The following is a 23,723-nucleotide window of genomic DNA, read 5'->3' as shown; positions in this document are numbered from 1 at the left end:
AGCGTTAATTTTTTCACACCCAATCTTTTTCCGAGTTTTTGAATACTCAACCGAGCCTATTTTGGATTCGTCAAATTATTCACTCATCACATTTTTGTGTTTAGCTAAAATATTCACTCAAGCCATTTTTGGCTCTAGTTAAAGTAAGACTGCGCAATTTTGCTCTCTCCTATTATGCTAGCATTTGTTACCATAATTTTTTTAACCAATGATTAGCAACTTCAAATTTCCGAACATTTCCAAACATCAAATACAAGGATTTACCATAGTCCGCTTAATCACTAACTATTTAATTAGCCTATGTATTTCTTTTTTTATGTTGGGTTTCGCAAGGTTCCTGCTCCCCTCTGACTTAGCCGTGTTGTAATCGCATTGGTAAGCTCTCTTGTAAGCCTTAGTTGCGTTGAAACCGTCTAGGAAGTACAGACAGAACAGCTTTTGCTTCTCTGTCAGCTCATCATTATCTGTAACTGGTTGCAACTTTTTTTTGTGTGCAACCTTTTCAATTTTGTGTGCAACCTTTTGCACCCTCTTATCGTAGCATTTAAGCATGATTACTAGGTTTAGAATGATAAGCGATGTACTTCGGTTATTGGATTTAAGCTAGGTTTTGCTAGGCTGTTGTAAGTAAATAATTACGGGCATCGCACACACAAATTATACTAGGTTTTACTAGGGTTCAATTTTGCTAACCATTGCTAACATCATACATTCTTTTTAAGTAAAATACTTCGGAAAAACTATTGACTAATACGTATCGCACGTGTACAATATAAAAATGTTTAATTTAACTAAATAGTGGAAAGGACTGATTTATTATGCTAGTGACGTATCCAGCATTATTCTATTATCAAGATATCGAAGATAAGGAAATTCCTTTTATCATTCATTTTCCTGATTTTGAGCATTCTGCAACTCAAGGAGAAAACCTTAATGACGCTATGGCAATGGCTTCCGATTGGTTAGGTTTGGTTATTTCTGGTTTGATTGAATCTAATAAGCCTATCCCTAAACCTTCGTTGATTTCATCGTTATCCTTAATAGAAAATAATCCATTTAAAGATGATGATGATGAACTAGTTTTCGACCCAGAAAAGTCGTTTATTTCAATGGTTAGCGTTGATGTGTCACAATATCTAGGTAGTCAGGAACCAATCAAGAAAACTTTAACAATTCCCAAATGGGCTGATTCATTAGGGAAAGAAATGCACCTTAATTTCTCTAAAACGCTGACTGAAGCTATTGCTGAAAAAAGGATAGATTCTATTTAGGAGTATGGCTATCATGCTCCTTTTTTTGTTATCAAAACTACCGTTATGATAAAGCGCCATTTTCATAAAACTTGCCAAACTCAATAACTGCTCGTTGCTTGTATCGTTCAATAGTCCGCCGAGAGCAATTTAACATAAATGTTATTTCTTTTACGCTATGGCTTTCTTTATCGAAGTACGAATAAAATAATACTGCTCTATCTATCTCGCTTTCTATGGCTTGCCACGCTTTTATAATCGCATCGCATTCTTGATTCACTTCTTTTTGGTTATCATTGATTTGTTCGGTCGTTACAGCATTCCCAGTTTCTGCGATGATTAATTCTTCTAAGCTATAAAATCTACCAGTCATACGCGCTAAGCTACGGTATACACTCAATATCTTTTTTAGATTCTTAATATTGCAATTCTTACATGAAGTTATAATAATCACTCCTAGTATGCTATAATTATTTGGCGGATAACTATAGTTAGGCGATTACTCGGCTTAAGGTACCTTTTAGAAGGTGCCTTTTTTATTTTAGCCAACTTGTAACTAGAATATTTAAAAGCCCATAATTAACTAACTAGGGGTTCGTTTATTACATTCAAAATCACCAACAAGCTTTTTACCTCCCCAAAACCTCACTAAGCTACCTCGTAATTTTTAGGACTCACCAATTTTGGCGTTAACTGCTTCTTCCACTTTTTTAAGACCTCTAAAATCTCTAAATAAGTTATATCGTATTTTTACTCACAAAAAAGCCGAAAGGAAGTATCCCCTCAGCTTCATCATCGCATAAAGTTCTAATTTTCTAAGTCAATCCCTAACATTTCTGCCAATAACTCAACCTTTAAATAAATCATTTCTTGAAAATCATCAACCGTAATAGAGTTGCCAGTTTCTTTACTGGTAATATTTGTAGCAGAAGCCAGTTCGTATAAATCTTTGATTAAACTTGCAACAGTAGCCGGCGATGTACCATAAACTTTTTCTTGTAATTCTTCTAAATCTGCCGAAGCTTCCGCAATCAACAATTTATTTTCTTCAAGTCCATTGTCAAAAGCTTTCTGTAAATTCTCAGTGATTCGATTTTTCATGTTATCTAGTTCTAAATTATTCATTTGTTTTTTCCTCTCTGTAAGCCCGTATAAGGCATTTTAATTCATTCGGGTATAATTACCCTAAAAAAATATTTCTTTTCGTTTGTGGCGCTATAGTCAGGCACTCACTAGCAAAAGAATCCACCTTTTTCCACCATTTTTAAGCTATGTGTTCATGCCAATGTTCAACGTCCGCATTTTCCAAGTATCCGATTGTTTCACTCATGCTTTGTTGTTGGCTCTTGAACGCTCGTAAACCATTGCTAAGCTCATCTTGGCTAATTGCGATGTATAAACCACTATTTACACCTCGTGAAGCTAAAACGGGGATACCTTTACTTCTAAGGCTTTGAATCACCGCAAAAACTTCTCGTTGAGATAAATCAACTAACTTACTAATTTCTGATGTTTTAGTTTTACGTTCAATTCCTTTTGGTAATAATTCCAATACCGATTGTTCAATAATTGTTAATTCAATCATTTTTTTCACCACCTTTTCAAATTTCTTATATACCCACAAATAATTAACGTCCACAAAACTGTGGCGGTTTAACTAAATCACCTTATCAAAACCTTATCTATTGTTTACCTAGTCATAATCTCATTTCTACAGGTTTAAATACCTTTCCAAAACCTTTCCAGTTTCTCTTTTACAAAAAAGTTGAAAAGCGATGTTTGTGTAAGAGAAGAATCACACCGTCAATTACTTGCTTTTTATCGTTAACACCTGCAGGTGACAACGAGGATTTTTGATTTCTTAATCTACGAACCTGCTTCTGCCCTGCTATTAACAGTTACATTTTTAGCTATAAAAGCATAAGGTTAACACGGGTTAACTTTTTAATGTCAACAATTCTATAATGCGTGCTAACCTTAGCATTTCTCAGCATTTTTGCAATACGTGCTTAACCACCACATCTTTGTGGGCGTTAACTTTTGAGCTCAGCGCAATTTTGCTCTCGGTTAAATTTTTAAGACTCGTCATTTTTAACGGCTCCTATTCGTTCTACGATTCAGCGGATATTCATTTTCTAAAAACATATCGTTCTGAACGACCTGTTTTAAATAGTTTTACTTTCATTGTTTAGCTTGCTTCTTAAACCCTGATTGCATTTAACCGCCCTAATTTGTCACTGTAGCCTTTTTAGCTTTCGTGTATATATTTTATCACAAACGAAAGAACATACGTTCTGAACGCTTACTGTTAGCCTAGAATCGCTATTAAATATATTTGCTCTAAAATTATTTACCTTTTCGCTTATCTGACACCTTATCAAAACTAATCAGCGTTAAGCGATGGCTCATTCTTGAAACAACTCTTGGGTCAAGCAGCTTTTGCAATTCTTCCCATGCGATGTTACTCGTTATAATCGTTGGCTTAGATTCTGCTCTAGCTTCCATTACCGCATACAAGATTCTTGCTGAAAAGTCGGATACCCTGCCTTGTAGGTTACTAGGGTTTACTTCGTTTGCGATGTCGTCTAATACTAATATGCTAGCCCCAACCATTTTGTTTATATAAACTGATTCCGAATCTTCCGCATACTTGTTATCATAGCTAGCTCTAATTCTTTGTTGCAAAGTAGGGAAGTTAACAAACAAGCAGCGATTGCCTTTAGAGAGCTGATTAGCATTCTTCAACATCGCCATGGCTAAATGGCTTTTACCTGTGCCGGCATTTCCTTGCAAATAAACGGTAACTGGTTCAAGGCTTGCTAAAGGCTGAATTAGTCGTTTGGATTTTTCTTTAAGCCCTTTTTCTAAATCTGACCTTTCTTCAAACTCTTTCAAGCCTTTGTCAAAGATTAGTTTGTTGGATACAATGCTTTCTTCATACAAATATTGCCGTTTTCCGTCCACCGTATTAGTGTAGTATTCTTTTGACTTCTCATTAGCAACAATCTTATCTCGTCTTTCCCTGTAGCAAACAGGGCAAACTGTTTCACCGTCCGGACGTAACATCTTTTTATATCTCGGGTGCAACTCGCAAAATTCATCAGTTTCAAGTATTCCATGAGATTTTTCAATAAGGCTGTTTGCTACTTCCTTTGGCAATCCGTCTAATAGATTCATAATTAGGCAACCTCCTTAATAAATTATTTGTGATTCGTCAATCTCTGGTAAATCGTCTAAAGTATTTTGATATTCTTCGGGTAAACTATAATCTTGTTCAATTCGGATTGGCTCAGATTCGTGCTCATCTTCCCAACGTCTTTGATTAAACCAAGTAGAACCATGCGCTATAAACTTCTGTTCTGTCTGTTTAAGGGCTAACTCTTTTTTATAAGCTTTTATGCCTTTGGAGATTTCTTCATCGGTTACACCGTCTTTAATTGCTTTTTGATAAGCAGTAAATGCTTTTGCTTTACCTTGTTTATTTGGGTATTCTTTCCAAAGGTTTTCAAAACGTTCTGTCAAAACTTTTTTTGACGGTTTATTATCTATCTCTTTCTCTAACTCTATATCTATCTCTAACTCTAACTCTATCTCTTCGTTACATGAGATTACATCGCTGTTACCATGTAACGCCTTTGTGTTACTTTGTAACTTTTTCTTTGCTCGATAATCCCTAACTCGTTCAGCACTATAGCTTTCAGAACCCACCATTTCTGGTACTTTGTTAAGAAAATATTCATCATTTTCTATTAGCTCAAGTAACCCTTTAGATTCGAGATAACTAATCGTCAATGATACATCTTCTGGATTCTCATTAATATCTAAAGCAATTTCTTCAGCAAAATTATCTCCCATCGCTTCATAAAATAATTTTCCATCGTTTTTAAGACTTCTTAATAACATTTTTAAATAGATAATAGTATAGGTATCCCCGCCAGCAATACGCCTTAATAATTTGATTTCTTTTTGGTCAAAAAAATCTGTTTTCAATTTCAACCAAAAATACCTTTTAGCTTTTGTATTATTCTTAAAGCTCATCTTCAACACCCCGTAATTAAATTTTTATTCATCGTAACAATTGGATTAGTTAAGAATCAACCAATTAAACATCGCATTTCTTGCCAAACAGATTACAACTTTCAAAACTCCTAACCAAATCCTCATCTATCGCATACAAATCCTTGTATGAGTAGAAAAGCACCGTTAGTAAGTTCTTAGCTTTAGCAAATTCTCTTCGTGTTTGGTCATCATCGAAATAAATGTCCTCAAACTTATCAATGGCAATTTCTAAAGAATCAAGAAGCTGTTCTCTTTCCAATAGTGAGTTGTTCGCTTGTTTTACAAAATGCTTAGTATTTTCAAATAAGTTAGTTTCGTTTGTTTTTAAATCGTTCATTATTTTTCACCGTCCATTTTCTCAAGATTTCTTTCAACAACAACCGTATAGCCTTGATTATCCAAACATAGAAAAATGCCAGTTTGTAGCTCCTGCAGGATTTCAACAAAAGAACCTGCACTGATAAATTTTGATTGCTTCACTCGGCAAACATCGCCTATTTTTAGTTTATTCATGGCTATTTACCTCCACGATTAAGATTTTGTGCTGTTCACTAAGCTGTTCATAACTATTTTCTAGTTTAATTATGCACTCTTGGCTTAAAACGCCCATTGGTTTTACATCTCGTATCGTTTGATACAAAAGCAACCCCTTCGCTTCTTGTTGGCTTTTTTCGTATCGCAATACTAATGTTTGAATCGCAACTATTTTATCGCTCAAAACTTTCATCAACTCTTTTACAACGTACAAATCTTTTGCTACATCGCCTACTTGTTCTATAGCTTCATCTATATTTTTAACTGATTTGTTATTCATAATTAAATCCCCATTTCATTCGATTTTAGGGTACAAAAAATACCCTTATACTTAGTTACAGCAAATAAGCTGAATTGACGTATAACGGCATGCAGTGGTATTATATTTACATGCCGTTTATACGGTGGTGGCTCTATAGTTGTTCAAACTTTCGACGGGGAGAACAATTATAGAGTTTCTTTTTTGTCTAATTCTTGATAAATCCTTTCAATCCCTTCACGTACTACATGAGAGCGACTACTGTCGTTTCTGGCTACGATGATGTCAAGCTTTGTTAACAACTCATCGTCAATCCTTACTCGTAACATATAATCTTTTGGCTTATCAGCTAAACGTTCTTTTTTAGCAATCAAAGTTATTCACCTCTTTCTATGTTGCTACATAAATAATAACTCATGTAGCAACATAGGTCAACACTTTTTCTAAAAAATAAACTGCATGCATTATATTCAGTTTTCAATCATCAATTTTTTGTGTTATAATGAGAACAAAGAAATGGCTATTTCAAGCCTTTTTGTGTGCCTTTAACGTTCGCTTTGGTCGGTGGAATCGTTAAGGCTTTTTCTTTGCTCTCATTCATCGAAATTACTCCTTTAAAGCTTGTTCTAGCGTTCCTAATGTATTTTCCAGTAAATACTCCGCTAATGTTTTAGCACGCTCTAACGCTGTTTCAATGCCATCTACACCATCAATTTTGCACCGATACATCTTGCCGTCTTCTAAACTACAAATAGCAGTTAAAACATCTTCTATATTGCCAATAGCTAGTATAATTTCCTTGTTCATTTTAGCGTCCTCCTAAAATTTTTGACTCAAACTTCTTGCTATCAAAATCCATTAATAGCACCAATGCTACAGGCACCACTAAGCTAACCTTAAATCCTAATGATAGATGATTCGATAATACTAAACCGCTCGTAAATGCGATGAGTAAGCCCCTGTACTGTTTTAAACGTTGCATGATTAATACCTCCAAATTAGACTTTATGCGACTGACAATTGACTTTAGCGACTTTGCTGTTATGTGCTCCATTACTGGAATATCCTGCCCCACGCTAGGAATTATTTTGCATTCTCTTTTAAAAATCTATCTGCTTCAGCTTTGCTAATTCGCTCATAGCCATCAATTAAAATGACCTTGATTAAACCTTTTTTCATGAGCTTTTTTGTCAAGGTGTTGTAACTTGTACCCAGATACTTAGCAGCTTGCGTATAATTCATCACTGCAGGCTGTTCTAGCTTCTTCTTGTATTCTTCAATAAAAGTTATTGCTTGCTGTCTTCCTTCTTGTGCGGCTGTTTCTTTTATAACCTCACGCAATGCAGGCGATAGGTCTAATTCATCAATGCTTAGTTTTGCCATGTTCTCACCGTCCTATCGAGCCATTTCTGGCAATTTAAGAGTTGTTTGATACAATACACCTTTTCTTTCAAAAATTTCTTTCATCTCATCGCGATTAAATCCCAATCCTAATAAAGTAATGACTTCTTTTTCTCGTTCTTCACAAGCTTTAAGTTCTTCGGTCGTCATAAAATCAGTCGCTACCGCTTTTGGTTTAGCATTTCTGGCTTTTCTTAACGAAACCGCAGTAAAACCGATGGCAGTTTGATAGATAAGATTATAAAAATTTGAATGATGATACGGTTTGGTATAACCAGCTTCTTTAATTGCTTCGCTTAATGTTTTATTCGTATTCTTTAGTTGTTCGCGATGACCTTTCCAAACAATTTGACCATCTATAAAAGCATTTAATACACTTCTTGCCCAAGCTCTAAATTCCCGTGCTTTTGGTTTTGGTGATAAAAAGCCAACTTCCATGATTCCGTCTTTCGTAAAAACAATGGTTTCTCGTTCTACAAATCTCTTACCCTCAACTACAGACAATTTGGCGGTAGTTGAAAATTCTTTATTTCTTAAATAAGGATTTCTTTTTAGCATTTTTTCGATGCCGTTTCTACTTTTGTACTCCAAAGCATTTGCTAATTGTTGGATTGTCATAAACGGATTTCGATTTTTATCAACCCACACATCGCAATGAATGCCTTGAAATAATTCTTCCTGTGCTAATACTAGATTTTGCATTTGCTACACCCCTTTCTTAATAGTCTTCAGCAAGCCAATTAGACATTTTTTCATAAATATCTCGATTTGCATTCCAATTACCAACTTCCAAGCGAGAATATGTTTTTGTTGAAATTTTCATTATTTTGCTAATTTCTTTTTTTGTAAAATTTAATCTAGCTCGTTTTACTCTTAACGCTTGGGCTTGATTCTCTGTAATCATCATTTCTATCTCTCCTTTCCGTATTAACATTTAACACGATTATAGTATTACTTTTTAACACTGTCAAGTTTTTGTGTCTTTTTTTAACACATCATGCTATACTTATTCTTGAAAGGAGAATATATAATGAATAGAGTAAAAGAATTGAGATTAGAAAGTGGTCTTTCCTTACAACGACTAAGCGACCTTACAAAAATACCAAAATCAACACTAAGTAATTATGAACATGACCGCTCAAAAATAACTATTCGCAACGCTCGTGAGCTATCAAAACATTTCGGGGTTACTTTATCCTATCTCATGGAAATCGACGATTACAAAACAAACGAAGAGCTAGAACGAGCCGTTTTAGAAGACTTAATAAAAGACGCTAATGTTCACTCTATGTCTGATATTGTTGAGAAAAATAATGATGATATTATAAAAGATGTACACGACATCTATTACCAGCGACAAAACGCTCAAAAAATTAAAGGTCGGTCTTTTTCTCATCAATTCAAAGCTGTTTTAGATGAAAAAATGAAACTAGGAAAACTAGGAGATAATAAACAACTTTCATTTGAAGAAATATCTCGAATGCTAGGCTTTGAGGTTAACGCATTGAAAGCGATGTGTGAGGGCTTAGCAGTTCCTACTCCCGAACAATTAGAAAAAATCATAAATGTTTTATCACATCAATTCGTTATTGATTATGCACCCGAGAATAACCGTCTTAAATCATTACTATTCAAACCATTAGCGTATGAATATTATCAAACAATCGCTAAAATCAAACCTGAACATAGCGAACTGTTATTTCTCTATAATGATTTAGACGATAAACATAAACAGCTTTTTCTTGAATATGGAAAGATGGTAAAAAAAGCTCAGTTATCTGATACACCAGCCAATGAATAAACAAACTAAGTATTATTAATTTTTTCCCCACTACATAAACTCCCCACGTTAGGTACTGGGTGAAGCATTATTTAGAGATATGTATATTTTGAATGATTTACAAATTGAAAGGAGGTACACAATGCCATACACAGACAAATACAATCTAACGCAAGAAGAAAACTTGTTTTTAGCTAAGAAGACACTAGTAGAAAACATTTATAGTCAAGCCAAGATGGAAAATATCAATATCACTTTCCCCGATACTAAGACAATCATTGATGGCATGAGCATATCAGGTCTAAAGGCTGATGATGTGCAAAAGGTGCTTAACTTACGCAACGCTTGGCAGTACACTTTAGCGAACATCAACGAGCCATTAACGCTTGATTATGCGAAGCAAGTTCATGCAATGGTGGCGTATGGTGAATTACCCCCTACAATGTTGAATACGCTTAGAAATGGCGATGTAGGCATTGGAGGGTCTTTCTATCAGCCGATTATCCCTAATGAGAAAGAATCATCGCAACAAATCAAAAACATACTACAAAGCGATGTTAGCATGACAGAAAAAGCACTAGATTATTTCCTATTCGCTTGTAGAAGTCAATTATTTTGGGACGGTAACAAACGGACAGCTTCCATTTGTGCTAATAAAATCTTAATTGGTGGCGGGGTTGGTGTGATGATTATAGATGAGAAACATCTTCGCCGTTTTAATAAATTAATGATTGATTTCTATGAAACAGCAGACAAGACGAAAATTAAGCAATTCCTATATACAAATTGTATTTTTGGCATTAACTACTAATATTCCCCTTACATACGCTTACCTTAGCTATCTAAGGAACCCACTACATAAACGCCCCACGTTAGGTACTGGGAGGAAAATCAACATGGCAACATTCAAGCAATACGAAAAGAAAGACGGTACTAAGGCATGGCAATTTAAGGCATACCTTGGCACTAACCCAATAAACGGTAAAGAAATTCGGACAACCCGTCGAGGTTTCCAAACAAAAAAAGAAGCCCAACTAGCATTATCACGTTTGCAAGTGGGCTTTGAGAATGAGGGTCTTAAGAAAGAAACTAAAGACACCTTTCAACAAGTTTATGAATTATGGTTAGAAATTTACAAGACTACCGTCAAAGAAGTAACGCTTATCAAAACAGAAATAAAATTTACTAAGTGGATTTTACCGGTCTATGGTGATTTACGAATTAAAGAAGTAACTGTACAACGTGCTCAACAAATCGTTAATACCTGGGCAAAAGAAACTGACCAATACAAAGTGCTGCATTCTACAGCTAAAAGGATTTTTGAGTATGCTATTAACTTAGGCTTAATTCAATACAACCCATTAGCTCATATCATGATGCCTAACAGAAATAAAACCATTATTTCTAAAAAGGTAATCAAAGTTTACAGCAAAGAAGAAGTAAAAACGTTAATTGATTATGTTAACGCAAAATTCCCTAGCTATAAGAATGATTTTAATAAAACTTTGCTAAGGTTCTTGTTCTACAGTGGTTGTCGTGTTAGTGAAGCTTTAGCTTTGAGTTGGTCAGACATTGATTTCGATAATAATCTTGTCTTGTTTGATAAGACTTTAACTCAAACAAAAAATGGTTATGAGATTTCTGAACCAAAAACAGATAGCAGCAAAGACACAGTAACGCTAGATGATAAAACTCTGGCCATTTTAAAGCATTGGCAAATCAATCAAAGAAAATATATGCTATCGGTTGGTATTACAGACCCAACAATGATATTTTGTGGAATATACAAAGAGTTGGTTACCCACCACGCAATCTATATTCGTATAAAAACTATGGCTGAAAAAACCAATCTACCATTTCTAGGCGTTCATGTTACCAGGCATACTCACGCAAGCTTATTGTTAGATGCTGGAGCAACCATGAAAGAAGTACAAGAACGTTTACGCCATGCTTCAATAAGTATGACTATGGACACATACGGTCATCTTAGTAAAGAAACCAAAGAAAAGACCGTTGAAAAGCTCGTAAAACACCTAAATTTTTAATCAACCGGAGTCAAAAGCGGAGTCAATGCAAAAATAAAAAAGGAGAAACCCTATTAAATCAAGGTTTCTCCTAATAATTTAGTTTACTATTCTTCTTCTGACATGAAAGTATTAAAAACTTCTTCAATCATATCCCATTCAGCATCAGATTCAACTGGTTCTAATTCGCCTTCTGTGCCGTCTTCGTTTTCTTTGTAAGCATAAGCTTGCAATTCAACTTCTTCGTCTTCTGGCGTGCCTGCTGGATAAAGCAAGACATAATTGCGGCCAAATTCTTCTTGTCCATCAATGGTTAAAAGAATTTCAAATAAAGTTTCATTGCCTTGATCATCCACCAAAGTGATTAATTCTTGTTCGTGGTCATGGTCGTGGTCATGATTGCAATCATGATCGTGATGGTGCTCTGACATAGTTAATTCCTCTTTTCTTATGATGTAGCTTCAGGAACACCTTTAGCTATTATTTATTATTACTATCTAAATAGTTTTGTAAAATCATTACAGCTGCTAATTTGTCGATGACTTTTTTGCGCTTGGCGCGAGAAGTATTGGCTTGTTCAACTAACATTCGTTCAGCTTGAACAGTTGTTAGACGCTCATCTTGATAAACAACTGGTAAATTAAACAGCTCTTGTACTTTTGCCCCATAAGCTTGTGAAGCTTCTGCCCGTGGACCAATCGTATTATTCATATTTTTTGGTAAACCAATGACAAACTGGGTAACTTCGTATTCAGTTACAAGTTCTTGCAAGCGTTCGAAACCAAATTCACCTAAATCTTCATTGATGCGAATCGTCTCGATTCCTTGAGCGGTCCAACCTAGTAAATCACTCACCGCAACGCCGACAGTTCTTGAACCAACATCTAATCCCATAGCCCGCATTAGAATTGAATCCCATAATCTGATAAATAATGTTTTACTAACACTTCCATAATTTCATCACGTTCATGGCGACGAATTAAATTACGAGCATCCCGATAACGAGGAATATAAGCTGGATCTCCTGAAAGTAGATAACCTACGATTTGGTTAATCGGATTATAACCTTTTTCTTCTAATGCTCGATACACAATTGATAGTGTTTCACTAACCGCTTTTTTATGACTATCATCAAAGTCAAAACGGACTGTCTCATCTGTAAAACCCATAAATCTACACCTCTTTCGTTTTAGAGATTTATTATACACTCCTTCATTCTACTAAAAGATAGGCTAAATAACAAATTAAATAATTGTGACAAACAAAAATTTTATGAATTTCTAATCATTTTTTGACAAAAGATAACCTTTTTTCGTTATAAAAGTAAAAATTAGGCAACTTTTTTGGCTACACCAGTTTGATAATTGATTTCAATGCCTTCTTGAATATTGTAAATAAAGACATTAAAAGAAATTACATCATCTTCAATGCTCTCAGCTTCTAATTGTACCCCTCTAGCAACTAATTCACGCTCTTTAAAATAAGGCGTTACGCGATAGCGGACATGATGACCAGTTTCTTTAATATAGTATATCAAATCATTTTCATAAGCTAACATATATGGTGTATTTAAACTGCGGGTTCCGGTCATTAAGTTTTCTTCATTATTATTTTCGCCAGTTAATTGAAAACCGATTAAATGACTGCGATTATACAGCCATTGATTTTCACCTAGCTGCAACTGATTCCAACCAGTCGGATCAATGGTTAATGGTTCTCTTTTTTCGGTGGGAAGGAGCTCTGTTCCTAACATGGCATTAGCTACACCTACCCTTCCAGATCTATCTAGCGGCGAATAACTTTCCCAGCTACCTTCTGCCAAAGATAATTCTTCTGCTGTAAAAACCGGGTGATTATTATTAATTTCAATTTCTTGCGGCCCAGCAACGTAATCTCCCACATCAGCTAATTGCTCATAACTTGGTTGTGGTTCAAATTTCTCTAAAAGCCAATCGAAAAATTGCGGTGAATTGCCATTGCCAAATTCACCATTCGTTAAATAAACACCTAAACTGACAGCAATTAATATTAATAAGCTGCTAAAAGTTAGCTTACTGCTTTGTTTTCTAGTTGTTTTTTTCTTAGCGATTTTCATCCCATCCTTATTTATTTTCTTTATTTATCTATTTTAGCTTATTTTCCTGTAAAAATAATAGTTAAGATTGAAAAAAATTCCTATTATTGAAGTTTTTCGTTTTTCTATAAGTTTTTTTACTAAAATAGAAAAAATCAAACCCGCGAAAAAAAACAACGGAAAACGTTGATATTTCAACAAGTTGACTTATCTTTTTCCAAAAACTTAACATTTTTGTTCAAAAGTTGAAACTTTTGAATATTGTTATCTTTTAAACATCCCTGTATACTGCTTTTTAGAGGGGGAACGTTTATGACAAAATATGAAGAAATCGCACAAACCATCCGTGAAAGAATTACCGGTGGTACTTATCAACCTGAAACTTTGCTGCCAAACCAAACTGACTTTGTTGATGAATTTGGAGTTAGTCGTATGACGATTAAAAAAGCGCTGAACTTACTGACTAAAGAAGGTTTAATTAACTCACAACGGGGCGCTGGTACTAAAGTGATGAGCCCTTCTTTATGGGGATTTATTACCAATGCTACCAACAAGTTTGAGCTGGAAAAACTCCAAATTACGGAAATGGAGCAGCAACGTCTTAGTTGTGAAATTCTGAGTTTTGAAGTTACTTTTCCTAAGCCACATATTCAGGAATTATTATCCATCACTAAAGAACAACCCGTTTATCACATTAAACGTTTATTTTCATTAGATGATGAGCAGCCTTATGTTTTAGAAGACTTATCCATTCCTGTTTTTCTAGTTCCCGGTTTGACACAAGAAGTCATTTCAAAATCAATTTATAACTATTTAATTTCAGAATTAAACCTTCATTTTGCTGGAACTTATCGTAATATTTATGCCGAACAACATCCCGAAACAGCTGGCTATTTCGGTTGTGATGAAGATGAAGCAATGTTAGTGACCGAGCAAGTTGCTTATTTAAAAGACGGTCGTCCCGTTGAATTTTCACTTTGCCGCAGTATTAATAAAGCACGAGTGATTACTTTAGTAAACACGCTAAATACCTAATCGCAACTACCAAGATAAAATTTTTACTCGTTGAAAATTTTATCTTTTTTGTGTCTATTATTAAAATCAAGATTTTTGACTTATCACTTGAAAAAAGTTTACAATTATAATAGAAAGAACGCGTGAAAGGTGGCGATTAAATGATGGAAAAAATTTCTGATATGCCAAAACTCCAAAACTTACTATCGCAACAAAAAGTTAGCTTACTTTATATTTCGATGCCTAACTGTAGTGTCTGTACCGCTGTTAAACCTCGTCTGGAAAAGTTAGCTGTTGAAAAAACAATTCCCCTTTATCAGATGGATGCCGCAGAAACACCTTTAGTCGCTAGTGTATTTCAAGTTTTAACCGCACCGGCTGTTTTGCTTTTTTCCTATGGTAAAGAACAACAGCGACAAGCACGCTTTATTGATTTTAATAAATTATCCCAGTTAATTGACGCTTTACAAAAAGCTGATGCTACTCTTGATTATGAAGATTTATTCAATTCCCACAGTTAAAGAGGATGAAAGCCCAGCAAAAATCGGCTTTCATCCTCTTTTTTATTTCAATCGTTATGCAAAAAGTAAATCAGTGTTTGCAATTCATTAGTTAAATCAACATTTTGCACTAAGATATCTTTTGGCGCTGATAAACGAGCAGACGTAAAGTTTAAAATCCCTTTAATTCCCGCTTCAGCTAAACGTTTCATCACATCTTGAGCTTTAGCTGCTGGTAAAGTTAAGATAGCAATTTCAATTTGTTGAATTTTAATTTGTTCAATCATATCACTCATAGGATAAACTGGCACACCATCAACGATTCTGCCGATAATTTCTTCATTAATATCGAAGGCACAACTAATCCGAATACTATTGCTTTGATGGAATTTATATTTCAGTAAAGCACTACCTAAATTCCCCACCCCGATTAAAGCCACATTAGTTAACTGGTCATCATTTAGCGTGCGGGCAAAGAAATTCATTAGGCTTTCAACGTCGTAGCCATAGCCTCTTTTACCTAATTCTCCAAAATAAGAAAAATCTCGGCGAATAGTCGCACTATCCACTTGAACCGCTTCACTTAATTCAGTTGAAGAAACTTTCTTTTTGCCAGCGTTATGCAAAATTCTTAAATAGCGATAATATAAAGGCAAACGTTTGACAGTTGCCTTTGGAATAACCTGATCTTTCATACTTTTACCCCTGTCTTCATTTATTTCACAAATCTCACTCCTCCATAATATCAGTAATCAGTAGTAAAAAGCAATGTATTCTGCAATAAATTGTGAATTTTTCCAAATCAATTCACAAACATTTAAAAGTTACTTCACTTGCCAGAAAAAAGTGGCTTTTCCATATAAAAATCACTGCCTGCTCACCTACTTCTGACCTGTAAAAATCAGATAGAGAACTACCTGCCTTAAGGAAAATATGTTACACTGACAAAAGAGATTAATTTAACAAAAGCTGTCTGAGCGGATTCATCTTTACTTAAAAAATGCCTCTCAGCAAGCTAGATTAGGAGATATTATGCTTTTATTACAAGCGAATCAAGTTGCACGTTTTTTCGGAGCAGATTGCTTGTTTCAAAATATTCATTTAGAAATTAGCAGCGGCGCAAGAATCGCCTTAGTTGGCCGAAATGGTGCTGGTAAATCAACTTTTTTAAAAATAATTGCGGGCTTAGAAGCTCCCGATGAAGGTAGTGTTACTAAAGCTAAAACTGCTACTTTAGGCTATTTAGCCCAAGATACTGGTTTAGTTTCTGAAGAAACCGTTTGGCAAGAAATGCTAAAAGCCTTTGAAGCTGTCCGTAAAATGGAAGCTCGAATGCGAGAATTAGAGCTATTAATTAGTCAAACACCACCGACTGGACCAAAATACGATAGCTTTTTAAAAGAATATGACCGTTTGCAACATGAATTTTCGGAAAAAAATGGTTACGGCTATGCAAATGAAATTCGTTCAGTTTTACATGGTTTTCATTTTGATAGTAGTTTTTATGAACAACCTATTAGTAGCCTTTCTGGAGGACAAAAAACCCGTTTGGCTTTAGCGCGAATGCTTTTACAACGTCCGGATATTTTAATTTTGGATGAGCCCACCAACCATTTAGATATTGATACGTTAAGCTGGTTGGAAAATTATTTACAAGGCTACACTGGCGCTTTATTAATCGTCTCTCATGACCGCTACTTTTTAGATAAAGTCGCTAGTGAAGTTTACGAATTAAGTCGGCAAAAAATGCGTCATTATCATGGAAACTATTCCCAATATTTAGATAAAAAAGCTGAACAACTAATGACTGAACGCAAAGCTTTTGAAAAGCAACAAACAGAAATTGCTAAATTAGAAGATTTTGTCGCCCGGAATTTAGTGCGCGCTTCTACAACGAAACGAGCGCAAAGTCGCCGCAAAAAACTTGAGAAAATGGATCGCCTAGATCGCCCTGAAGGAGATGAAAAGTCTGTTCATTTTCTTTTTGAAATTGAAAAAACTTCTGGTAATGTGGTTTTGCAATTGGAAGATGCGGCAATCGGTTATCAAGATATCATTTTATCTGAGCCGATTGATTTAGATATCCGTCGGCAAGAAGCCATTGCTTTAGTTGGCCCCAACGGAATTGGCAAATCAACTTTACTGAAATCTTTGATTAAACAGATTCCCTTTATTAAAGGAGAAGCCCGTTTTGGTACCAACGTTACAATTGGTTATTACGATCAAGGACAGGCTCATTTAAGTGGCAATAAAACAGTTTTAGCTGAATTGTGGGATGAACATCCAACCACCCCTGAAAAAGATATTCGCAATGTTTTAGGTGGCTTTCTTTTTAGTGGTAATGACGTTGAAAAGACGATTCCTTTATTAAGTGGTGGCGAAAAAGCCCGGGTTGCTTTAGCAAAACTTGCTATGAATAAAGAAAATTTCTTAATTCTCGATGAACCCACCAACCATTTAGATATTGATAATAAAGAAGTCTTAGAAAATGCCTTGATTGATTATGAAGGCACCCTGCTTTTCGTTTCTCACGACCGCTATTTTATCAACCGCTTAGCAACAAAAGTGATTGAGCTATCAGAAACTGGCAGCAAACTTTATTTAGGGGATTATGATTATTATTTAGAGAAGAAAAAAGAAGAAGCTGAATTAGCTGCCCTTGCTGCAGAAGAACAAAAAGCTTCCACCCCTGCTGCTACAACTAATAAAAATCAGTTCCAGTTAAATAAAGAGCAACAAAAAATCTTGCGTTCTTTAACTCGTAAAGTTCAGCAATTTGAAACAGAATTAAGTGAATTAGATGAAAAAATTGCTCACTTACAAACTAAAATGAGTAAACCTGAATACGCCGATAATCATGTGGAATTGATGAATTTGAATCGGGAATTAGAAGAATTGCAAACACAACAAGAAGAAATCATGCTGGCTTGGGAAGAAGCCAGTCTGGAGTTAGAAGCATTTGAAGAAAATTAATAATTTCCAAAAAGTTTAAAGAAAACGTTAGCCTTTGTTGCCAGCAATTGACGAAAGACTAACTTTTTTTGTATAACTGAAGAAAGATAAGAAAGTAGGTTGATTGATTTTGCTGAAAAAGAAAAATAATAGTCGCAGTAAAAATATTTTCCCGCGTGTTTTAATGGTAGCATTACTAAGCATTATTTTATTTGTTTTCTTTTTACAAAGAGATAATCTCGCAGCAATTCCGAGTTTTAGCAATAATAATCAACAAACAGCTTTTGCTCAAGAAGCCAATCAACAAATTCAAACAGAAAATGCTGATTTAAAATTAGCCCGTTTAATTTTGCAGACTGATGAACGCTGGCAAGAAGTTGCTTACGGCAGTGGCGAAAGTGAAAATAATCTCGCCAAAAACGGTTGTGGCATCGCCTCTTTAGCAATGGTACTGTCCTATTGGGAAAAACGTGAAGTCTTACCTACCGAAATTCTTGGTTGGGCACAAAATGATTATTATGTAGAAAATGAAGGCACCGCTTGGCAGATTTTTGAAGATTTTGCTATTCAATATGGCTTAAATTTTTACAATTTAGAAAATGATTTATATGCAGCTCAAGCTTATCTGAGTCAAGGTATCCCTGTTATCGTTTCCGTTCAAAGTGGCACTTTTACCGACGGTGGACATATTATGGTTTTACGAAACTGGGATGAAACTGGCATTTACGTGAACGACCCCAATGATACAGCGGAAAAATCCCATTATTTACAAGGTTATGATGCGGAAGTATTTTTACAGGACGGGGTTAATTATTGGGTTTATCAGAAATAAGAAATTTATATAAAGCCACTAAAAAGATTAAAGGTTAGTCTTTTTAGTGGCTTTATATGTTGCGTGGCTAGATATTATTGAAGAAATTTCTGCTAAAGGGACAAAATTAGGGATAACTTTTTCAAAAATCACAAAAAATAGTGCTAAAATCGCTAATATATAGCGGTTTTAGCACTTAATAAACATCTTAACCTACAGAACCTTCCATTGACATCGTAATCAATTGGTTTAATTCCACGGCGTATTCCATCGGTAGTTCTTTGGTGATTGGATTCATAAAACCGTTGATAATCATGGCAGTGGCTTCTTCTTCACTTAACCCACGACTCATCAAATAGAATAATTGGTCTTCAGAAACTTTTGAAACACTTGCTTCATGCTCTAAAGTTACGTTGCCATTTAAAATTTTGTTATAAGGAATTGTATCAGCTTTCGATTCATTATCCATTAAAATAGTATCACACTCAATATGAGATTTTGAACCAGAACTATCTCTGCCAAAATAAATTGAACCGCGATAATCTGTCCGACCACCATCTTTAGCCACTGATTTTGAAACAATCGTGCTAGAAGTTTGTGATGCATTATGATAAACTTTACAACCAGCATCTAAATGTTGTCCGTAATTAGCGAAAGCCATTGATAAAACAGAAGTTTTCGCATTGCGTCCATTTAAATGAGTACAAGGATATTTCATATTGACTTTACTACCTAAATTGCCGTCAATCCATTCCAACATACCGTTTTCTTCAACACTGCCCCGTTCAGTAACTAAATTATAAACGTTATCTGACCAGTTTTGCATCGTAGTATAGCGACAAAAAGCATCTTTTTTCACGATAATTTCGACAGTCGCCGCATGCAAACTGTTAGTTGTATAGCTTGGTGCGGTACAGCCTTCAATATAATGAACAGAAGCTCCTTCATCAACAATAATTAAAGAGCGTTCAAACTGCCCAGCATTTTCGCCGTTGATTCGGAAATAAGTTTGAATCGGAATATCACACTGCACGCCTTTAGGAACATAGATAAAAGTTCCACCAGACCAAATCGCTGCATTTAAAGCCGCAAATTTATGTTCCGAAGCTTTTACTAAAGAGCCGAAGTATTCTTTCACCAAACCAGGATATTCTTTCAAGGCACTATCGGTATCTAAAAAGACAATTCCTAGATTTTCAAATTCTTCTTTCATATTATGATAAACAACTTCAGATTCATATTGAGCCGCCGCGCCTGCTAAAAATTTTCTTTCAGCTTCGGGAATCCCTAAGCGTTCAAAAGTATCCTTAATTTTATCAGGAACATCCTCCCAGTCACGACTAGGTTCATTGTTTAATTTTTGATAATAAATAACATCTTCAAAACGGATTTCTGATAAATCAGGCCCCCATTTTGGCAACGGTAATTTTTCAAAAAGTTCAAAAGCTTTTAAGCGATAATCTAACATCCATTGTGGCTCTTGCTTCATTTCAGAAATTTCTTGAACCAATTCACGAGTTAAACCACCTTGTCCACTAGTAAATAACGGTTCTACTTCATCATGAAAACCATATTGATAATCTCTTGCTTTAACAGTCATCTATTTCCACCAGACCTTTCTTCAATGCCATTTATTCACTAAATCTATTTAAAGTGCTTCATTATTTGAATGATAATAATTCTCAGACTTCTCTTTTGACTATATCATTTATTCAAATTTTTTCAAGTTTTGTGCTTACTTCAAAAAGTGGAAGTGGCTCGTTCAGCATTTTCCTATTTTTAAAATAAGCCATTTAATCATCAATCAACTTGATATGGTCAAGGGGATAATAAACAAAACGAACTTTCCCTAAAATCATATCTTCATTAATCGCTCCAAATGTACGACTATCTTTAGAGCTACCGCGATTATCTCCTAACACAAAATAATTATTTTCGGGTAAAGTGCTGCTATTTATCAAACCTTCTAATGTCAGATTGGTAGTATAAGGAAACGGTCTGTCCTTCACTTTATTTCTCTGCTTCAAAAATGACTCTTCAATCGCTTCGCCATTAATGTATAGCTGATCGTCTTGATAAACGACATTTTCGCCAGGTAAACCAATCACTCGTTTAATATAAATTTTACCATCACTTTGTTGAAAAACAATAATATCAAAACGGCTGATACTGGTGAATTTCTCCATCACCACCATATCATCTTGATATAAAGTGGTTTCCATTGAATTACCAGTTACCGGCACCGGAATTAACAAAAATCCCCGTACAACTACAGCAATCGCTACCGCCACAATTAAATATTTAATCGTTAACCAAAAACGATCAATTTTCACTTGACGTTTGCGGCGTTCTTCCGGCGAAACATCATTTTTTGAAAATAACAAATGTAGCCGATTATTCAGTCTTTTTTGAAATCTTTTTATTTTCGGAAACATCGCAAACTTCCTTACTAAATTGAAGTTGAATAAAGAGCTTTAAAACTCACTAACCCCGCTCTTAACTACCCTTAATAGTAACATGAAAACAATAAAAGCGGAAGTCCAGACCACATTAGCCAGCAATTTTTATTTTTTATAAAAATAAAGAGAGCTTTCGCTCTCTTTATTGATTATTCTCGATATATTTCTCCCAAATTTCATCAAATAAAGCCATGGTATCTACATAATTAGCTTCCATTTCTAAGTAAGAAGATAATTCATGATAGTCTTCTGACTGCTTAGGAAATTGAATGTCGACAGCAACATGGTTAGCGAAATTCATTTCTTTATTTTTTAAATTTGGTCCTTTTAACGTCATTACATAGTGATAAAAACTCCGCCTCATTCATGCACTTCCTTGCTAGTTTCCCAATGATTATTGATAAATTTCGCCCGTCTTTCGTGATTGCGAGCAAAGTTCATAGGATGCTTTTTATAATATTCTTGATGCTCTAGTTCCGCCACATAAAAAGGTTTAGCGGCTTCAATAGTGGTCACGATTGGCTCGTTAAATTTGCCACTGTCAGCTAAAGCTTGTTTGCTGGCTTCAGCTAATTTTTGCTGTTCTTGATTAGTAAAAAAAATAATCGGACGATAATTATCTCCACGATCTTCAAATTGACCAAAAGCATCAGTGGGATCTGTTTGTTGCCAATAAATCGCTAATAATTCTTGATAACTAATCAAAGCTGGTTCAAAAATAATTTCTACCGCTTCCGTATGACCGATATTCCCCTGCTTCACCTCAGCATAAGTTGGATTTTCGGTATGCCCACCGGTGTAGCCAGAAAGAACGGAATGAATCCCTGGTAAAGTATCAAAAGGTTGGACCATACACCAAAAACAACCACCAGCAAAAATAGCTTGCTCTAACTTTTCTGTCATTACGCTCCTCCTTATAGATTATAAAGTAACTTTTTACTCTTCAATATTACTTTCATTTGTTGCATCTGTCTCTTCATTTGTTTCTGATAAGTATAAACTAAACCGAATTTCATCATCAACCAAATTGATTTTTTCAGCTTTGATAAATAAACCACTCGGAATTTCAAATTTATCTAAGTGTAGCAAAATCATTTTTTCTTCTTCATTTACTTCCACCCATTCAGGAAAATCAAAAGCTCGTTTAACCATTCCTAATAAATCGGTAACAGGTAAATTTAAACTACCTAAAGATAAACTTTTTGTTCGCAACTGTACATTGCCATCTTCCATGACATAAGGTTCAAAATACAAATAAAATTGCGTAGCAAAACCAAATAACTCAAACTCGCCAGTCAATAAGGCTTCATTTTTCAAATAGAAATGATATTGTACATCTGAATCTTTCAGAAAAGATTGCAAATAGTGATCAATCAATTGGTTCACTTGGTCTTTGGTGCTGTTAATTGTTAAAATTGGTTCACTAGCGATTAAAGTGGTGCTAGGCATATCTTCTTTTGCTTCTCTCGGCAAATAAATCCGTCCTACAATCAAGATGGTCGCCCCTAATAAGATTCCTGCTAAACTAAGAAAAGCAACTTTCCAAATATTTAAGGGTTGCTTCGGCGTTTTCTCTTTTGAAACTTTTCTTTTTTTGACTTTTTGTTCTTCCACTTGCAAAATGTTTCTGCCTCCTCTTTGGCTGACTACTATGTTTAAGCTTAAATGCTTATTCTTTTCCTTTTAAAACCCATTGATTTTCAGTTTCAATCAATTTTTCTTTGACCGCATTGGCCATAATTTGATAGCCTAAATTATTAGGATGAAAGCTATCTCCATCATATAACGCATCATTTAAAGTAAAAGAACCATCTTTACCTTCTGGAGTTTCTTGCACATCAATCCCCATATTGCCATCAATTCCTTGATATAGTAATTCATTAATCGGAATGAAATAACTATTTTTTACATCTCTAACAACTTCTTGGGTAGCAATATTCCAATTATCAAAAATTGTTTGTAAATCAGTAATTTCAGGGAAATTAACATAATAAGGATTATAAATCCCTAACACATAAATTGGCGCTTGCGGATTTTCATTACGAATTAATTCAAACAGTTCAACTAAATTTTCTTGATATTGCTCCATCGGCTTATCAAAGGTTTCCACCGTCAAATTAAAAAAGTTACTTTGAAAAGCTTTCATTAAATCATTACCACCAACTGTAACTGTGATAAAATCAGCTTTTGCTAAACATTTAGTTAACTCTTCATCTTTTTTTAGACGTTTAATTATTTGATCGCTACGATCGCCAGATACGCCATAATTATCTTCAGTAATGGCATTAAAATTATATTTTTCTTGTAAATCACTAGCTAATAGGTGAACGAAGCCCCCTTGCTGGGTGACATCGCCAATTCCTTCAGTTAAAGAATCACCAACAGCTGTGTAATGAATAATTTCTTTATTCTCGCTACTTTCAACTTTAGGTGCCGCTTGATTCCAGCGAGGGGTAGCTTTTGGAAATAATGCTGTCGCAGCTAAATAACTTACCCCAGTTACACTAAGAAAAAAAAGTAGTCCTACCAAAAATTTTTGAAACTTCTTTGGCACGCTCTTCACTCCTCTATTTTTACAATCAATGCTTGCAAAAAAACAACAAACA

34 protein-coding genes are annotated in these 23,723 nt (G+C 34.8%); 8 read left to right on the top strand and 26 right to left on the bottom strand.

The genetic code is table 11. The features are described from left to right. Nucleotides 1-285 precede the first annotated feature (285 nt). The gene (locus M2139_RS08580) at nucleotides 286-552 is read right to left on the bottom strand and encodes a terminase small subunit (protein WP_280738376.1); all 267 of its coding nucleotides are present in this window, start codon (nucleotides 550-552) and stop codon (nucleotides 286-288) included. A gap of 266 nt (nucleotides 553-818) precedes the next feature. Here M2139_RS08580 and M2139_RS08575 point away from each other — a divergent pair, with 266 nt between their 5' ends. Then, nucleotides 819-1,271 carry a type II toxin-antitoxin system HicB family antitoxin gene (locus M2139_RS08575; protein WP_280738377.1) on the top strand — a complete coding sequence of 151 codons (453 nt, stop codon included), beginning with the start codon at nucleotides 819-821 and terminating at the stop codon, nucleotides 1,269-1,271. Nucleotides 1,272-1,314: 43 nt separating this feature from the next. Here the strand turns inward: M2139_RS08575 and M2139_RS08570 are convergent, their stop codons facing one another. The 14 genes from M2139_RS08570 to M2139_RS08505 form a co-directional block, all read right to left on the bottom strand. Beyond that, nucleotides 1,315-1,623: a hypothetical protein gene (locus tag M2139_RS08570; protein ID WP_280738378.1), complete on the bottom strand. Its 309-nt coding sequence runs from the start codon at nucleotides 1,621-1,623 to the stop codon at nucleotides 1,315-1,317. A gap of 434 nt (nucleotides 1,624-2,057) precedes the next feature. Beyond that, nucleotides 2,058-2,375, bottom strand: a complete 318-nt coding sequence (locus M2139_RS08565) for a hypothetical protein (protein ID WP_280738379.1) — start codon at nucleotides 2,373-2,375, stop codon at nucleotides 2,058-2,060. A 139-nt stretch (nucleotides 2,376-2,514) separates the two neighbouring features. Continuing rightward, the gene (locus tag M2139_RS08560) at nucleotides 2,515-2,835 is read right to left on the bottom strand and encodes a hypothetical protein (RefSeq protein WP_280738380.1); all 321 of its coding nucleotides are present in this window, start codon (nucleotides 2,833-2,835) and stop codon (nucleotides 2,515-2,517) included. Nucleotides 2,836-3,596: 761 nt separating this feature from the next. Beyond that, nucleotides 3,597-4,427 carry an ATP-binding protein gene (locus M2139_RS08555; RefSeq protein WP_280738381.1) on the bottom strand — a complete coding sequence of 277 codons (831 nt, stop codon included), beginning with the start codon at nucleotides 4,425-4,427 and terminating at the stop codon, nucleotides 3,597-3,599. Nucleotides 4,428-4,442: 15 nt separating this feature from the next. Next, the gene (locus tag M2139_RS08550) at nucleotides 4,443-5,288 is read right to left on the bottom strand and encodes a phage replisome organizer N-terminal domain-containing protein (RefSeq protein ID WP_280738382.1); all 846 of its coding nucleotides are present in this window, start codon (nucleotides 5,286-5,288) and stop codon (nucleotides 4,443-4,445) included. Between the two features lie 64 nt (nucleotides 5,289-5,352). Then, on the bottom strand, nucleotides 5,353-5,646 hold the full coding sequence (locus M2139_RS08545) for a hypothetical protein (protein ID WP_280738383.1): 294 nt from the start codon (nucleotides 5,644-5,646) through the stop codon (nucleotides 5,353-5,355). Continuing rightward, complete coding sequence (locus M2139_RS08540) at nucleotides 5,646-5,822, bottom strand: hypothetical protein (RefSeq protein WP_280738384.1); 177 nt, start codon at nucleotides 5,820-5,822, stop codon at nucleotides 5,646-5,648. The genes M2139_RS08545 and M2139_RS08540 overlap by 1 nt, the downstream gene beginning before the upstream one ends. Further along, entirely contained in the window at nucleotides 5,815-6,123 is a 309-nt protein-coding gene (locus tag M2139_RS08535; RefSeq protein ID WP_280738385.1) for a hypothetical protein, read from the bottom strand. Before M2139_RS08535 ends, M2139_RS08540 begins: the two co-directional genes overlap by 8 nt. A 167-nt stretch (nucleotides 6,124-6,290) precedes the next feature. Continuing rightward, the gene (locus M2139_RS08530; RefSeq protein ID WP_280738386.1) at nucleotides 6,291-6,476 is read right to left on the bottom strand and encodes a CopG family transcriptional regulator; all 186 of its coding nucleotides are present in this window, start codon (nucleotides 6,474-6,476) and stop codon (nucleotides 6,291-6,293) included. A gap of 232 nt (nucleotides 6,477-6,708) precedes the next feature. Beyond that, entirely contained in the window at nucleotides 6,709-6,909 is a 201-nt protein-coding gene (locus M2139_RS08525; RefSeq protein WP_280738387.1) for a hypothetical protein, read from the bottom strand. Between the two features lies 1 nt (nucleotide 6,910). Next, complete coding sequence (locus M2139_RS08520; RefSeq protein WP_280738388.1) at nucleotides 6,911-7,084, bottom strand: hypothetical protein; 174 nt, start codon at nucleotides 7,082-7,084, stop codon at nucleotides 6,911-6,913. 101 nt (nucleotides 7,085-7,185) lie between these two features. Continuing rightward, the gene (locus M2139_RS08515; RefSeq protein ID WP_280738389.1) at nucleotides 7,186-7,485 is read right to left on the bottom strand and encodes a DNA-binding protein; all 300 of its coding nucleotides are present in this window, start codon (nucleotides 7,483-7,485) and stop codon (nucleotides 7,186-7,188) included. A gap of 12 nt (nucleotides 7,486-7,497) precedes the next feature. After that, on the bottom strand, nucleotides 7,498-8,205 hold the full coding sequence (locus M2139_RS08510) for a BRO family protein (RefSeq protein ID WP_280738390.1): 708 nt from the start codon (nucleotides 8,203-8,205) through the stop codon (nucleotides 7,498-7,500). A gap of 16 nt (nucleotides 8,206-8,221) precedes the next feature. Further along, complete coding sequence (locus M2139_RS08505; protein WP_280738392.1) at nucleotides 8,222-8,410, bottom strand: helix-turn-helix transcriptional regulator; 189 nt, start codon at nucleotides 8,408-8,410, stop codon at nucleotides 8,222-8,224. A gap of 123 nt (nucleotides 8,411-8,533) precedes the next feature. Between M2139_RS08505 and M2139_RS08500 the strand changes: the two genes are divergently transcribed. The 3 genes from M2139_RS08500 to M2139_RS08490 all read left to right on the top strand — a co-directional run bounded on the left by M2139_RS08500 (nucleotide 8,534) and on the right by M2139_RS08490 (nucleotide 11,328). Beyond that, complete coding sequence (locus M2139_RS08500) at nucleotides 8,534-9,304, top strand: helix-turn-helix transcriptional regulator (RefSeq protein ID WP_280738393.1); 771 nt, start codon at nucleotides 8,534-8,536, stop codon at nucleotides 9,302-9,304. Between the two features lie 121 nt (nucleotides 9,305-9,425). Then, the gene (locus M2139_RS08495) at nucleotides 9,426-10,094 is read left to right on the top strand and encodes a Fic family protein (RefSeq protein WP_280738394.1); all 669 of its coding nucleotides are present in this window, start codon (nucleotides 9,426-9,428) and stop codon (nucleotides 10,092-10,094) included. A gap of 85 nt (nucleotides 10,095-10,179) precedes the next feature. Beyond that, nucleotides 10,180-11,328 carry a site-specific integrase gene (locus M2139_RS08490; RefSeq protein WP_280738395.1) on the top strand — a complete coding sequence of 383 codons (1,149 nt, stop codon included), beginning with the start codon at nucleotides 10,180-10,182 and terminating at the stop codon, nucleotides 11,326-11,328. An 86-nt stretch (nucleotides 11,329-11,414) separates the two neighbouring features. Here M2139_RS08490 and M2139_RS08485 read toward each other — a convergent pair whose 3' ends face one another. The 4 genes from M2139_RS08485 to M2139_RS08470 form a co-directional block, all read right to left on the bottom strand. Then, a complete protein-coding gene (locus M2139_RS08485) occupies nucleotides 11,415-11,738 on the bottom strand; it encodes a DUF1292 domain-containing protein (RefSeq protein ID WP_280738396.1) in 324 nt (107 codons plus the stop codon). A 49-nt stretch (nucleotides 11,739-11,787) separates the two neighbouring features. Beyond that, the gene (gene ruvX / locus M2139_RS08480; RefSeq protein ID WP_280738397.1) at nucleotides 11,788-12,210 is read right to left on the bottom strand and encodes a Holliday junction resolvase RuvX; all 423 of its coding nucleotides are present in this window, start codon (nucleotides 12,208-12,210) and stop codon (nucleotides 11,788-11,790) included. Further along, nucleotides 12,210-12,476 (bottom strand): IreB family regulatory phosphoprotein, encoded by a 267-nt coding sequence (locus tag M2139_RS08475; RefSeq protein ID WP_280738398.1) that lies wholly within the window; start codon nucleotides 12,474-12,476, stop codon nucleotides 12,210-12,212. The genes ruvX and M2139_RS08475 overlap by 1 nt, the downstream gene beginning before the upstream one ends. 161 nt (nucleotides 12,477-12,637) lie before the next feature. Further along, nucleotides 12,638-13,402 carry a DNA/RNA non-specific endonuclease gene (locus tag M2139_RS08470; RefSeq protein ID WP_280738399.1) on the bottom strand — a complete coding sequence of 255 codons (765 nt, stop codon included), beginning with the start codon at nucleotides 13,400-13,402 and terminating at the stop codon, nucleotides 12,638-12,640. Nucleotides 13,403-13,693: 291 nt separating this feature from the next. On the opposite strand from M2139_RS08470, the gene M2139_RS08465 reads away from it, so the two are divergent. Together M2139_RS08465 and M2139_RS08460 are read left to right on the top strand one after the other, a co-directional pair. Further along, nucleotides 13,694-14,416: a GntR family transcriptional regulator gene (locus tag M2139_RS08465; RefSeq protein ID WP_280738400.1), complete on the top strand. Its 723-nt coding sequence runs from the start codon at nucleotides 13,694-13,696 to the stop codon at nucleotides 14,414-14,416. 143 nt (nucleotides 14,417-14,559) lie between these two features. Next, on the top strand, nucleotides 14,560-14,916 hold the full coding sequence (locus M2139_RS08460) for a thioredoxin family protein (protein WP_280738430.1): 357 nt from the start codon (nucleotides 14,560-14,562) through the stop codon (nucleotides 14,914-14,916). Nucleotides 14,917-14,963: 47 nt separating this feature from the next. Here M2139_RS08460 and M2139_RS08455 read toward each other — a convergent pair whose 3' ends face one another. Further along, nucleotides 14,964-15,590: a redox-sensing transcriptional repressor Rex gene (locus M2139_RS08455; protein WP_280738401.1), complete on the bottom strand. Its 627-nt coding sequence runs from the start codon at nucleotides 15,588-15,590 to the stop codon at nucleotides 14,964-14,966. A 337-nt stretch (nucleotides 15,591-15,927) separates the two neighbouring features. Here M2139_RS08455 and M2139_RS08450 point away from each other — a divergent pair, with 337 nt between their 5' ends. Beyond that, a complete protein-coding gene (locus M2139_RS08450; protein ID WP_280738402.1) occupies nucleotides 15,928-17,868 on the top strand; it encodes an ABC-F family ATP-binding cassette domain-containing protein in 1,941 nt (646 codons plus the stop codon). A 109-nt stretch (nucleotides 17,869-17,977) separates the two neighbouring features. Continuing rightward, nucleotides 17,978-18,679, top strand: coding sequence for a C39 family peptidase (locus M2139_RS08445; protein WP_280738403.1), 702 nt, complete (start codon nucleotides 17,978-17,980; stop codon nucleotides 18,677-18,679). Nucleotides 18,680-18,866: 187 nt separating this feature from the next. Here the strand turns inward: M2139_RS08445 and sufB are convergent, their stop codons facing one another. The 6 genes from sufB to M2139_RS08415 all read right to left on the bottom strand — a co-directional run bounded on the left by sufB (nucleotide 18,867) and on the right by M2139_RS08415 (nucleotide 23,671). Beyond that, complete coding sequence (sufB, locus tag M2139_RS08440; protein ID WP_280738404.1) at nucleotides 18,867-20,258, bottom strand: Fe-S cluster assembly protein SufB; 1,392 nt, start codon at nucleotides 20,256-20,258, stop codon at nucleotides 18,867-18,869. A 193-nt stretch (nucleotides 20,259-20,451) separates the two neighbouring features. Beyond that, on the bottom strand, nucleotides 20,452-21,093 hold the full coding sequence (gene lepB / locus M2139_RS08435) for a signal peptidase I (protein ID WP_280738405.1): 642 nt from the start codon (nucleotides 21,091-21,093) through the stop codon (nucleotides 20,452-20,454). 166 nt (nucleotides 21,094-21,259) lie between these two features. Then, nucleotides 21,260-21,481, bottom strand: a complete 222-nt coding sequence (locus tag M2139_RS08430) for a YozE family protein (protein ID WP_280738406.1) — start codon at nucleotides 21,479-21,481, stop codon at nucleotides 21,260-21,262. Further along, complete coding sequence (gene msrA / locus M2139_RS08425; RefSeq protein ID WP_280738407.1) at nucleotides 21,478-22,020, bottom strand: peptide-methionine (S)-S-oxide reductase MsrA; 543 nt, start codon at nucleotides 22,018-22,020, stop codon at nucleotides 21,478-21,480. Before msrA ends, M2139_RS08430 begins: the two co-directional genes overlap by 4 nt. A 33-nt stretch (nucleotides 22,021-22,053) precedes the next feature. Beyond that, on the bottom strand, nucleotides 22,054-22,731 hold the full coding sequence (locus tag M2139_RS08420; RefSeq protein WP_280738431.1) for a YpmS family protein: 678 nt from the start codon (nucleotides 22,729-22,731) through the stop codon (nucleotides 22,054-22,056). 55 nt (nucleotides 22,732-22,786) lie between these two features. Beyond that, nucleotides 22,787-23,671 carry an SGNH/GDSL hydrolase family protein gene (locus tag M2139_RS08415; RefSeq protein ID WP_280738408.1) on the bottom strand — a complete coding sequence of 295 codons (885 nt, stop codon included), beginning with the start codon at nucleotides 23,669-23,671 and terminating at the stop codon, nucleotides 22,787-22,789. Nucleotides 23,672-23,723: the final 52 nt, after the last annotated feature.

Origin of the sequence: Enterococcus sp. PF1-24, from assembly GCF_029893325.1 — a bacterium.
Taxonomy (GTDB): domain Bacteria; phylum Bacillota; class Bacilli; order Lactobacillales; family Enterococcaceae; genus HY326.
This window is presented reverse-complemented; position numbering and strand designations above follow the sequence as displayed.